At 55.4% G+C, this 12,136-nt stretch carries 13 protein-coding genes; 3 read left to right on the top strand and 10 right to left on the bottom strand.

Going from position 1 to position 12,136, the window contains the following annotated elements:
• From B2W52_RS02115 to B2W52_RS02095, 5 genes are all read right to left on the bottom strand, one after another.
• On the bottom strand, window positions 1-900 hold a 900-nt coding region (locus tag B2W52_RS02115; RefSeq protein WP_286801104.1), incomplete at its 3' end, for an efflux RND transporter periplasmic adaptor subunit.
• Between the two features lie 276 nt (window positions 901-1,176).
• Window positions 1,177-1,509 carry a tRNA-binding protein gene (locus B2W52_RS02110; RefSeq protein ID WP_008172270.1) on the bottom strand — a complete coding sequence of 111 codons (333 nt, stop codon included), beginning with the start codon at window positions 1,507-1,509 and terminating at the stop codon, window positions 1,177-1,179.
• A 16-nt stretch (window positions 1,510-1,525) separates the two neighbouring features.
• Entirely contained in the window at window positions 1,526-2,425 is a 900-nt protein-coding gene (yddG, locus tag B2W52_RS02105) for an aromatic amino acid exporter YddG (RefSeq protein WP_008172268.1), read from the bottom strand.
• A gap of 89 nt (window positions 2,426-2,514) precedes the next feature.
• On the bottom strand, window positions 2,515-3,153 hold the full coding sequence (locus B2W52_RS02100; RefSeq protein ID WP_273073374.1) for a helix-turn-helix domain-containing protein: 639 nt from the start codon (window positions 3,151-3,153) through the stop codon (window positions 2,515-2,517).
• A gap of 157 nt (window positions 3,154-3,310) precedes the next feature.
• Window positions 3,311-4,474, bottom strand: a complete 1,164-nt coding sequence (locus B2W52_RS02095) for an iron-containing alcohol dehydrogenase (RefSeq protein WP_008172264.1) — start codon at window positions 4,472-4,474, stop codon at window positions 3,311-3,313.
• A 166-nt stretch (window positions 4,475-4,640) separates the two neighbouring features.
• Between B2W52_RS02095 and B2W52_RS02090 the strand changes: the two genes are divergently transcribed.
• Window positions 4,641-5,528 (top strand): AraC family transcriptional regulator, encoded by an 888-nt coding sequence (locus tag B2W52_RS02090; protein WP_008172262.1) that lies wholly within the window; start codon window positions 4,641-4,643, stop codon window positions 5,526-5,528.
• Between the two features lie 14 nt (window positions 5,529-5,542).
• Here B2W52_RS02090 and B2W52_RS02085 read toward each other — a convergent pair whose 3' ends face one another.
• From B2W52_RS02085 to B2W52_RS02075, 3 genes are all read right to left on the bottom strand, one after another.
• Window positions 5,543-6,493 carry a LysR family transcriptional regulator gene (locus B2W52_RS02085; RefSeq protein WP_008172260.1) on the bottom strand — a complete coding sequence of 317 codons (951 nt, stop codon included), beginning with the start codon at window positions 6,491-6,493 and terminating at the stop codon, window positions 5,543-5,545.
• A 134-nt stretch (window positions 6,494-6,627) separates the two neighbouring features.
• The gene (gene trxA, locus B2W52_RS02080; RefSeq protein ID WP_008172259.1) at window positions 6,628-6,951 is read right to left on the bottom strand and encodes a thioredoxin; all 324 of its coding nucleotides are present in this window, start codon (window positions 6,949-6,951) and stop codon (window positions 6,628-6,630) included.
• 118 nt (window positions 6,952-7,069) lie between these two features.
• Window positions 7,070-8,095: a lipid A deacylase LpxR family protein gene (locus B2W52_RS02075; RefSeq protein WP_008172257.1), complete on the bottom strand. Its 1,026-nt coding sequence runs from the start codon at window positions 8,093-8,095 to the stop codon at window positions 7,070-7,072.
• 292 nt (window positions 8,096-8,387) lie between these two features.
• Here B2W52_RS02075 and B2W52_RS02070 point away from each other — a divergent pair, with 292 nt between their 5' ends.
• On the top strand, window positions 8,388-8,639 hold the full coding sequence (locus tag B2W52_RS02070; protein ID WP_008172254.1) for a hypothetical protein: 252 nt from the start codon (window positions 8,388-8,390) through the stop codon (window positions 8,637-8,639).
• Window positions 8,640-8,727: 88 nt separating this feature from the next.
• Here B2W52_RS02070 and B2W52_RS02065 read toward each other — a convergent pair whose 3' ends face one another.
• Window positions 8,728-9,837, bottom strand: coding sequence for an alcohol dehydrogenase family protein (locus tag B2W52_RS02065; RefSeq protein ID WP_008172251.1), 1,110 nt, complete (start codon window positions 9,835-9,837; stop codon window positions 8,728-8,730).
• Between the two features lie 160 nt (window positions 9,838-9,997).
• Here B2W52_RS02065 and B2W52_RS02060 point away from each other — a divergent pair, with 160 nt between their 5' ends.
• The gene (locus tag B2W52_RS02060; protein WP_008172249.1) at window positions 9,998-10,864 is read left to right on the top strand and encodes a LysR family transcriptional regulator; all 867 of its coding nucleotides are present in this window, start codon (window positions 9,998-10,000) and stop codon (window positions 10,862-10,864) included.
• Between the two features lie 665 nt (window positions 10,865-11,529).
• Here B2W52_RS02060 and B2W52_RS02055 read toward each other — a convergent pair.
• The coding region (locus B2W52_RS02055; RefSeq protein ID WP_286801100.1) for a DUF6560 family protein at window positions 11,530-12,136 on the bottom strand (607 nt) is incomplete at its 5' end.

Raw genomic sequence — 12,136 nt, 5'->3', positions numbered from 1 at the left:
GGCACGATCAGGAACCATGATCTTCTGCTCGGTTGCGGCCACGGCAATTTTCACACGGGCAAAGGCACCCGGTACCAGAGCCTCTCCGGAATCGGCCAATACCGCGCGCAGACGCAGGGTGCCCGTGTTGGTATCGATGGTGTTATCAACGAAGTCGATCTCGCCCACGTGGGGGAAGTCCTGCTCTCCGGTGAGCTGAATACGCACCGGCGAGCCCAGGGCGTGATCGCGGGCGCGGAAGAATCGATACCAGGTGCCCTCATCCATATCGAAGTAGGCGTACCGGTTCTGATTCGAGGCGATGGTGGTCAACCGGCTTTGGTTCGCGGTTACGGTATTTCCCGCGGTAATGTTTGCCCGGGAAATAACCCCGTCAATTGGCGAGCGGATCGTGGCATAGCTCAGCTGCAGTTCCGCCTCCTTGAGCTGGGCGTTGAGTGAGGAAACCTCGGCCTCGGCCTGCTGGCGCGCGGAATCCCGCAGCTCAGCCTGTTCTTCAGAAATGGCGTTGCTCCGCAGCAGGCGCCCTGCCCGTTCGGCTTCCGCCTTGGCCTGATAGAGGGCCGCTTTTGCGCGGGACAGTTCGGCATTAAGTTGCTCCACTCGGGCTGTCAGGTGACGGTCATCCAGCTGGAACAGGATGTCGCCTTTGCTCACCTTCTGACCTTCTACGAAGCGCACCTCATCAACCACACCGGACAGTCGGGGCCGCAGCTCGACGTTTTCTGGGGCTTCAATACGGGTGGTGTAGGTTTTCTGGGGCTGAACCCGGGCACTGGCGGCGGCAACCACCTCTACCGAAGGCGGCTCCGGCTGGCTCGCGGTGCCCTGAGCTGCGCTTTCGCAGCCGGCAAGAACAAACACGGCCGCGCTGAGCACGGCAAGAATTCGATAAGCCATGAGCTTGATCCTTAATCGTTCGTGATGGGGACTTCCGAGCCGGCGCGGTGAGGTTGGACCTCGGACCCGCGCCGGAGTGGTTCGTGGAGGGAATTATCTTTGCTCAAGCAGGGTAAATATAATCACCATGCGGTATTGCACTCATCATCACTGGTGATAATGCTCAGGATTCATGCAGGAGGGGGATTTGGAGAGCCAGAACGTCCTCAGAGTCAGGGCGCTGATCGACTCTCTAGGAGAGAAAGCCCGGGAACGCAGCGAACCGCACTCTTTAGATTAAAACAGCCGTTCCCCATTCTCGACCTCAGAATCAGGGCTTACCAGCGTTACCACGCCTGTTTCGGTTTTGAACCCGGTTACGAGACACTCAGAGACGAACGGACCGATCTGCTTCGGAGGGAAGTTCGTGACAGCCAATACCTGCTTGCCCAGCAGGTCCTCCTTCGAATACAGCTCCGTAATCTGGGCACTGGACTTTCGCACGCCCACTTCCGGGCCAAAGTCCACTTTCAGTTTGTAGGCCGGTTTTCTAGCTTCAGGGAACGGCTGCACTTCAATAATGGTGCCAACTCTTAATTCCACTTTTTCAAAATCTTCCCAGGAAATCATTCTTCATCCTCCGTTGTTACACAGCTTCATGATTTACAGTTTTGGCAGTCTCTGTGTTTCGGGTTTTTCCAGCTACCAGTGATCCGGACACAATCAGCGTGCTGGCACCTGCGACGGCCATGGTTGCCTCGCCGAAGCCAAAAACGATGAGCAAGATGACCGAAATGAGGGGTGCGCTGTATGCCAGGGTTCCCAGCAGCTGGATGTTCCCGTGTTTTACCCCGTAATCCCAGGTGAAAAAGGCTATGCCCACGGGACCAAGGCCCAGCCCGACCACTCCGACCCATTGGCTTGCGCCATCCGGCCACACCGTTTGCTCCCACATCAGGTGGCACATCCAAGCCAGGACCGCGGTAACACCACAAAACCAGCCAACAGCATCGGTAGGCACAGATTTTACCAGACGGCTGAGCACCGAATAGGACGACCAGATCAAGGCGCAGGCGAACGCCACTAAGTAGCCATCCAGATTCTGGGCACTGAAGCCGCTGCTATTCCGACCGATCAGCAACCAGCAGCCAACCAGTGCCATCACCGCCCCGGCGATGTGCTGTGCCCGCAAGGACTCGCCCGGCAAGAGCGCCGAAAACAGGACAATGAACAGCGGCCAGAGATAGGCCAGCAGGCTGACCTCGACCGCCGGTGCCAGGGTCATGGCCTTGAAGTAGGCAAAGTGATAGCCGAACAGGCCCACCACACCGATGGTCCAGGCAAATGCGGATTGCTTCGCGAAGCGGATGCCCGAGTGCCCGCCCTTGAACCAACGGACACACATCAGTGCAAAAGCCAGTGTAAAGGTCATGGCCATGAGCTGAAATTCCGGAATCTGCCCGCCGGTAAGCTTGGTCAGCAAAGCCAGGGTGCCCCATAAAAGCACAGATATTGAGCCAATCCAGGTGGCGGATGCCGCGGTCATAGTTGCGTCCCTCTAAGTCAGAGATCAATCAGTTCAGACGCAACAGCTTATTGAGCCGGTGATGGGCAGGCTTCCAGAATTCGGAAGGGTTATTTAGAAAGTCGGCGAAAATGACTGGGAGAATGCCCGAAATGTTGGGCGAATCTATCACTGAAGGCTGACAGTGAGCTGTACCCGACGGCGTCGGCGATATGCTGGATCGACAGGTCACCCCGCTCGAGAAGTTGCCACGCCGTCTGCATGCGCAACTCCGTCAGGTAATGATGGGGGGGCAAGCCCACCTGCTCCCGGAACAGCTGGTTCAGTTGCCGCACACTCAGGTGCGCGATGGTGGCCAGTTGATTAACGGTGATCTTTTGGTGGAAATGCTCGTCGATGAAGCGTTTCGCCACGTCCACTCGACGATCCAGCCGTAAACGGTCTCCAAAGCGCTCCTGCAGCAGCTGGATCAGCAACAGCAACATCTGGTGCTGAGTCTGGGAGCCTTCCGCGCCCTGTTGCAACTGGGCATGGAGAAACTGCACGTAATGCTCCAACCCGGCATCGAGCTGCACGAAACAGGGCAGCCGGTCCAGCATCGGAGCCAAGCCATCTGGAACGTCTGCGACCACAAACCGGTTGTCATCCCGGGCTTCGAAATCGTGATCCTGACCGGCGGCGATGATCGCCGCTCTGCCCTCAGCCACTTCCCCGGCCCGACTATTTACCGACAGAGAAAGTTTTCCCACCAAGGGCAGCACCAACTGATGATGATCATGGGCGTGTGTTTGCCCATGATCGCTGTAACTCTTCAGTTGGATTTTTGATCGCGCGTTCTTCATGGTTTCGCATCATACAGAACAGCGTTCACTTCGGGCAGGTTATCGATCGATGCTCCGGGATTTCTCACTCACTGAAGGCATCGATCAAAACCTGGTGGCTGATCTCTGGTGTCATGTCGCCCCGCTCCGAGAGCTCGGTCATACCATGGGCTTTCAACGCCTCGACGATGTCGGCCACCTGATTTTCTTTGACCCCGTATTGATCCAGTCGCGTTGCAACTCCCAGACTTTCGAAAAAGGCTCTGGTCTGGGCGATGGCCTGATTGATGCGCTCTTCCTCAGAGCCGTCGACGATGCCCCATACTCGCTCGGCGTACTGCAGGAGTTTTTCCCGCTTCTGCTCTTTACGGAGTTTCCAGACCGACGGCAGGATAATGGCGAGACTCTGCCCGTGATCGATGCCGAACATGGCGGTCAGTTCGTGCCCAATCATATGGGTACTCCAATCCTGGGGAACGCCCACGCCAATGTAGCCATTCAGCGCGGAGGTAGCCGCCCAGACCAGATTTGCACGGGCATCGTAGTCCTCCGGGTTGGCCAGGGTGACCGGGCCCACCTCGATCAGGGTCTTGAGAATACCTTCAGCGGTGCGGTCCTGAATCTGCGCGTTGACCGGATAAGTTACATACTGTTCAACCACGTGCACGAAGGCGTCGACCACGCCGTTGGCGACCTGCCTGGTGGGCAGGGAGAAGGTCAGCGACGGGTCCAGGAACGAGAACGTCGGATACAACAGCGGGCTCATTACCGGCCATTTCCCGCCCTTATGGGAGACGACGGCGCCCATGTTCATTTCAGAGCCTGTCGCCGGCAGGGTGGCGACGGTGCCGAGTGGCAGTGCCTGTTCCACTGGAAGGCCGGCAAAGCCATGCTCCAGCAGACTTTCCTCGTCGCCCTCAAACGGCGCAGCCGCGGCCACGAACTTAGTGCCGTCCATCACCGAGCCACCGCCAACGGCCAGCAGGAAATCGACGCTTTCCCGGCGGACAAGATCCACCGCTTCCATCAGGGTTTCGTAGCGCGGGTTGGGCTCAATGCCGGCAAACTCGAACACCGTCCGATTACCCAGGCCGGCCAGAACTTTATCGAGGGTACCGAACCGCTTGACGCTGCCGCCACCGTACAGAACCAGCACCCGAGAATTCTTGGGAATGAGCTGATCCAGCTCCTGCAGACGGTCTTTGCCGAAAACAATACGGGTTGGATTGTAGAAATCGAAATTTTGCATAATCCTCTCTCCTCATCAAAGCGTGGAGAGATTGTATCGCCGCAAGACCAAATCAGAATGGGCATTTCGATCACTGGCATGCCTTTTCCTATCATTAACGACACGACTAGGCATTTTAATGCATCGCAGGTAAGATGGCGTCTTCACCCATTCAGGAGACCGACCGATGCCCACACTCGCCCAACTGCTGGCCCCACTTGCAGCGACCGAGGGCTACAACCCAACACCGATTGAGGGCGTCGGGGTCTACCGAAGCAACGAAACCACGGGCAGAGAGCCGCTCTGTTACAGCCAGGGCATCATTATCATGGCCCAAGGCACCAAACGGGTGTTTCTCGACAACCAGGTGTACGAGTACAACCCCGACAACTACCTTGTGCTGACCCTACCCACGCCCGCTGACTGCGAGGCAATCACGCCACCCGACGGTCCCCTGCTCTCCCTGGTCATGGACCTGGATCTGTCGGCATTGCATGAGCTGGTGCGGATTTTTGATGAGTGCCGGCAGACCGGCGGCGCCAACGCTCCTTCGTTGAATGCGCACACCTTGTACGTGGCTCCGGCCACTCGCGCCTTCAACGCCAGCGTGGTGCGGCTTGCCGAGGCGCTGAATGACCCGCTGGCGGCCAAGGCCCTCGGACCGGGCCTGAAAAAGGAACTGTTGCTGCACGCGCTCCGGGGCCCGAACGGCGCCTCGCTGGTAGATCTGGTGCGGCATAACACCCAACTTTCCCGACTGGAGCCGGTGCTCAAGCACGTTCATGCGCACTTTTCGGAACCGCTGGATGTCGAACAGCTGGCCGCTCTTGCCAACATGAGTCCGGCGACCTTCCACCGCAATTTTCGGCAGGTGGCTGCGCAGTCCCCCATCCAGTACATCAAACGCATCCGGCTCACCCGAGCCCGGGAGTTGCTTTCAGATCAGGGTGTGAAGGTGAGCCAGGCCGCATCCCTGGTGGGCTACGAAAGCGCGAGCCAGTTCAGCAGGGAATTCAAGCGGTTTTACGGGCAGCCACCACAAGCGGTCACTATGGCGCTGCAAACCACCGCCTGAAACGCTGCATCGACTCAGACAGCCTTCAGCTGGTGCCGTCCACAGGGAGAATTGACCATAATGTCATGCCACCGTTCCTGGAGCAGATTCTCCATCTTCTCCCGGAGCCAAACGACTCCGGGGTCGCGGTCATGACGGGCGTGCCAGATCAGGTATAGACTCGTCGGATCGACGTCGAAGGGAAGCTCACCCATCCATAGGCCGTTCACGAAACCACAATCCTGGCTGATCAATTCTGGGACAGCAGCAATGAGGTTGGTTTCTCTGAGTACTACCGGAACTGTTGAGAAATGATTAACAGTCGCCGCTATCCGGCGGCTCATACCCTTCTGATCGAGATAGCTGTCCACGAAGCCATGGGCATCGCCTGACATACTTACCAGAAGATGTCGCGCCTCAAGGAATTCTTCCATGGTAATCTGTCGACCGGCCAGCGGATGGTCGGCGCGCATGGCGAGCACGTAGCCCCCCTCGAAAAGCCAGGTGCTTCGCAGGCTGTAATCGTGTTGAGATAAAACGCCCACCGCCACATCAACATGGGCTTCTCTCAGATCGGCGTGGGTGCCTTCGGGTGTGTAAGGCACCGCGTGTACATCAACACCGGGCGCTTCGCTTTCAAGCATTTGCACCAATTGACGCCAGATCATTTCAACAATGGCATCCGTGACCGCAACACGAAAGGTGCGGTTTGACGTGCTCGGATCAAACTGGGTTGCGCTGACCGCGTTGGTCAGTGCAAACATGTGATCGCTGACCTGGTCCCAGAGGCTTAATGCATAGGACGTGGGTTCAATCTGACGCCCTTTTCGCACAAAAAGAGGATCGTTCCAGATCTGACGCATTCGCGATATAGCATTGGAAACCGCCGGCTGCGTCATGGCGAGCCGGTCTGCTGCGCGTGTCACCGACCGCTCGGTCATGATGGCGTCAAAAATATACAACAACTGTAGTTCTTGTGTTTTCATTCCATATACCTGGGGCGATTGAACCGGCATAAGTCTGGCCCGGATTACACACAACCGCAATTGCGGTATTCCTGTAGACCTTTTGCCGCCCACAGAACGCAGAAAGCCTCCGCTAGGGAGGCTTTGGTTCCGGTTTACAGATGTCCTTTTACAAAGGTTCTCAGTTCACCCAGGCTTCCGGCTCCGGTTTTCTGGGCGATCATTCCGCCGTCATCAAAGAGAGCCAGCGTCGGAATGCTCCGGATACGCATTCTTGCAGTAATCTCGGGGCTGTCGTCCACGTTGACCTTGGCGATGGTTAGCGCCTCGCCGAACTCATCGGCGATCTCCTCTAGCATTGGTGCAACAGTTTTGCATGGCCCACACCACGGTGCCCAGAAATCCACCAGCACCGGCTGCTCGCTTTGCTCGACCGCTTCTTTAAAGTTTGTATCGGTTACTTCGATGATCTTGCTCATTTCACAGTCTCCTTTGCCCTGTGGGTTAGTGAAAGAATGAGGCCTTCACGGGGTTAAAACTAATTCCGGTGCGGTATATGTTCCATTCAGTGATCTGCTGAATGGTCACCGGCGGCCTTCACAGCCGCTTGCTAAACACAATGCCACCCCAGGCGAGCGTGCGGTTTCCCGTACCAGATTTAATTTCGGAGCTTTGAACTCGCAGCACGTAACTGATTTCGCTGCCGCCGAGAAAACTGTGGGTGTAGCCTCCCCAGACTTCAGCCAGCAGAATGTTCAGATCATTGGCGGTCAGCTCGTGGTCTGAATCGCGAAACTGCCCCTGAAGAAATGCGTTGTACGCCCGCGCTTTTACGGACAAACCGCCCCAGAAATAGCTCTCACTGCCACCTGGTGCCGAAACACCCGGCGCTCGTTCGCCATAAGCCATCAGCTCAGGGTTAAAACGGTTGTCTGGCGAGGAAATCAGTCCATCACGGAACACCAGCGCCGCGCCGAATTCCGTCAAATAGCCCACTGATCCAAAATAGGTCACTTTGTATTGCTGATCGGGTTGGCTGGCGTCCAGGTACTGGTGATACGCCGCTGAGTATCGGAACGTCGGCTCACCGCCCTCCGAGATCTGATGATCCCATCCGTTTGCGCGATCGCTACCCACCACCTTGTGCACAGCATTTTGCCCGGCTTTGAACGCGTCGAGCCCGAGAATCCCGACGGTCATCGACGTTGTCCAACCGGAGCCTGCACCGGGGGATTCATAACTCTGGCTAGACGACATATAGACCAGGCTGCTGTATGGCCGATCACTTCGATCAATGTCCGATGCGCTGATCTCCTCAGGGGTAAAACCATAAGCACCGAATTCAAGCGCGGCGCTTTCGGGGATTTCGACGCTGCCCCCCACAATAGGTAGCAACAAACCGTCCAAGCCTTGGCTCACCTGGGACACGGGGTTATCAATGAATTCTTGTGAGTTGGATGAATAGGTAATGGCGAGACCCGCTGTATAGTCTCTGTCTGTTTGTGTCGGCGCAAACAGGTCATTGTCTGTCGAAAGCGCAAGTACCGAGTCGCCAGGCTCTGCGTGCGCAAAAGGAGCGAATACAACTGTTGCGAGGGAAGCAATTAGTAAACGACGAAACATAGCCAACTCCGAATTCAGATCGGTCGAAAAGTTGGCTGCTATTTTTCAAGTAGCGGGCTGGCAGGACTAATTATGGATTGATATTCAAAACATCATTGAGGGTTATGTATAAGCATAAATACGGCCACTAAATGTGCGGTTGCGCGTTAGTTACATCACGGAAAATGATGTTAGCCATACCGTTTAAGAATTATTCCTTCGGCAGCCTTCGCCTCCATAATTCTCCCATCTGATGCCCGAACAGCTTTTGCCGCGGGATCAGCTGAACCCACTCAATGTTTGGAGAATTGAAATGCGTAAAGCTGCACTGATTACCCTGGCTTCACTCATGGCTGCGACTGCCCTTCCCGCTCACGCAACTCTGGCAGACCGAAAGTCAGACCAGCCGAGCACCGAAGAGGCCCATCCCGCGCCCTACAGCGGCCAGGTCGTTATTCGTGGTGAAATTCAGGACCGGAACGCGAACCATGAAAACGCAGAGCCGGCCCCTTACAGCGGTCAGGTTGTTATCCGTGGCGAGGTGCGCTCCGAAAGCCACGGTTGAGGCATTCCTGTTTCAGAAGTTTCATTTGCGTCTTGGCACCAGGGACGGTGCGTTTTTATCAGCTTTCTCTTCCTACCTGCTCTCTTGTTCAGTGATTCTGTTCGGCAACTTCAATCGCGAGTTTGCCGGAGAAGCGCTTGGTCATAAAATCTTGCTGAGCCGTTACCACATCACGCAGAGCGTATCTTTTCGCTACTACGGGCCGGATTACATCCCGCTCAATGTAGCCAATCAGATTCTCGAACACCTTTTTGGGCTGCCAGGTGGAACCCAACAGGCTCAGATCTTTCAGGTACAGAGTACGAACATCCAGCTCCACCATTGGCCCTGCAATGGCCCCCGAGGCGACGTAACGACCGCCTCGGCTAAGCACCTCCAATAACTCCGGCCACTGCGGGCCAGCGACCAGATCCGCCACTACCTGAACGCTGTCCTGCTCCAGTACTTCCAGCAGCGATTCCCCCCTGGGAACGACCTGGTCAGCGCCCAGCAAACGCACCTCGTCGAACTTGGATTCACCGCACACGGCGATGACCTCGGCACCCCGGCGTTTCGCCAGCTGAATTGCTGCTGATCCAACGCCGCCGGAAGCGCCTGTGATTAGAATCCGTTCTCCGGCTTTCAGGTCGGCTCTGTCCAGCATGCCTTCAGCGGTTGAGTATGCACAGGGAAAAGACGCCAGCTCGGTGTCGCTCAGTGTGCTGTTAACCGCAAACACTTCGCTGGATCTCGCCACGGCATACTCGGCGTAGCCGCCATTGCACTCGGAACCAAATGTGATGAGGTTGTAGGAGGACGGGTTATCAGGCGACTGTTGCATGGGGCGAACCAGCACTCGCTCGCCGATCCGTCCCCGGTCCACTGCCTCACCGACCGCAACGATGGTTCCGCACACATCGGCTCCCTGAATACGCGGAAAGCTCAAGGGCTTTCCGGACCAGGTACCGTCTTCCTCGCTGGCCGTCTCAAATCCGGATGCCGCTCCTTGATCCGTTCCCGTTGTCACGCCCTTGGAATACCAGCCTGTGCGGGTATTTATGTCGGTGTTGTTAATGGCACTAGCACCGACCTTGATAAGCACCTCTCCCACCCCGGCCTTGGGCACGTTAAGGTTCTCCCGGAATTCGAGTTTATCCAAACCGCCATGCCCGGTGAGAACAACTCCTGTCATGGTCTCAGGGATATCGATGTGATTCATGGTGTCATCTCCTCGTTCGTGCCAGACCCATTGGCCTGATCACTAAATCGTCAATTGCAATGAATATGGCGACATCATAAAAGTGCAGAGTAGTTCAATCAAACGAATATTGCTGATATGATAATTTAGGTTTTGTGATACATGAACGAAGACGAATCCTATGAAACCCTTACTGGATCTGGACCTATTGAACACCTTCGCCGCCGTGGTAGAGGCAGGCGGTTTTAAAGAGGCATCGAGTCGCTTGTACCGCTCGCAAGCAGCTGTCAGCATGCAGATCAAGCGCCTGGAAGAACAGCTGGGGCAGCGACTTCTTGAACGGAGTAACCAGGGCATCAAGCTTACGGAGCCCGGTAAAACGTTGCTGAGTTACATTGACAGACTGCTGCGTCTGAACAATGAGACGCTGAGTGCGCTTAGCGCGGAGCCCCTGCGAGGGCCGGTGCACTTCGGAATACCCACAGATTATGCCCACCCGTTCCTAAAGCAGTTCATTCCTCGCATTCGGAAGGCCTTTCCCGAGCTGGTGCCCCGGATTACCTGTGGCCGCAGCCGTAAACTCCGGGAACTGGTAACCACCGGGGATCTGGATGTGGCCATTGTTACGGGCGAGCCTCAGTTCTCCCCGGAGAAAAACTTGTGGTCGGAAGCTCTGTACTGGTATGCCCCGGCCGGGCTACCGATCAATACAGAGGAGGCACTCCCGGTTGCCTTGCTGGAAAGCGACTGCGCGTTGCGGGATCTCGCTGCCTCGGATCTGAGGCAGTCCGGCTTGGACTATCATCCGGTACTGACCAGTTCGGACATGGCAAACCTATACTCGGCGGTCGAATCTGGACTGGCAGTGGCCCTTTTGCCAGAGTCGTCGATTACGTCCTCAAGGGTTCGCCCTTTCCAAATCGATCAGCTACCCGGGCAAAGGCTGCTGACCATGAATATAATTGACGCAGGCACCCTGAGCCCCAATTTCATGCAGCCCCTTCAGGAATGCGTCTTGTCGGCTGCCCGGGCCCTTGTCAGAGGTTGATGACCAGGCACACAGACCAAGCCGGTATGACTGAAAAAACCAGGGCACACCCCGATATTCTTTAAATACTTCGCCTCTCCGCGATCAGTAGGAACGGATCATTGGACATCAGGTGCCAATGTTATTAGATGATCGCGAGGAGGAGGCATCGAGAATCCTTTTATTTAGAGTAGTTGGGAAGGCGTAGGCGGTCGCAAAGCGAACATTCGGATAAGGCGACCAATGCCAATGGAGTTGTCTCCGTTTTGGACTTACCGCGATGCATATGACACACCTCAGCCTCAAACGGAGGCCTTTTCAAAGGCCTCGGGACTAACGGGATTGGTTAAGTGACAGCACTGCTGAACATTCCGTACGACGAGAGACCAAATAACGTGAGTGGTAGGACAATATATGCAACTGCATCAGAATACCCCCAACGAGACTCGCGCTTGCGTTTTGAACGCAGCTTGCAAACGGAATATCCGAATAAGGCAAATATGCACGCCCCAGCGTAAGGCATCCAAACTACCTCCTCAGAAGCCAGCAACGACACCGGAATTAGGGGAGACAAGCACCATAGAGTTGCTACGAAATGGGCTCCATCTACCAACTCAACGACTCTGCTCATGTCAATTAACGCCTTGCGCATCAGTTGGAAGTCCATGGCGAGGTTGATGCGTTGGTTAGGTTTGGTCATTTCTTGATATTGAGCGAACATAATTATAAAACTCAATGCTACCCGCCATATGAAGGAAGCATTCAACTTTTTGTCCCTTCGCCCCGACTATTTTAAACGAGGACCCATACCGGCCACGGCTTATGGACACGACTTCCGAAAGCGGTAATCTGACTCTTTTGCCGAAAGCTGATTGGTAGTAAATCATCTTTTCATCGAACCAAATTTTTCGACGAAAGACCTCATTCAAGCTCACTAGCCCTACTCCGACGATAGAGAAAAGAAACCAGTAAACTACTTGAATAACTCTCTCTTCTTGAATTGCAGAATATAAAACAAGGGAGAAAAACAAAGTGAATACGATCACAACTACCTTGAGTACCCAGCCATATTGAACAACCAGCCAACTTCTATCTATCGAAACCTTACCGCTAAGTATAATCCAAAAGAACACAATTTGAGCAAGGAATAGAAGTACATTGTAGAGATACTCCATTAAAACACCTAACGAATGATATAAGCTTCCCCTGCTCCCCAGGCATCGATGTGCCACATTGAAGGTGTCTGACGTCTTCAGCCAGAGCAGGAGGGGTTGTAGTGGTTCAATGATTCCG

It is taken from the genome of Marinobacter sp. UBA2498 (genome assembly GCF_002341575.1).
Lineage (GTDB): Bacteria > Pseudomonadota > Gammaproteobacteria > Pseudomonadales > Oleiphilaceae > Marinobacter > Marinobacter manganoxydans.
The sequence above is the reverse complement of the archived record's forward strand: the minus strand, read 5'-3'. Positions and strand labels throughout refer to the sequence as shown.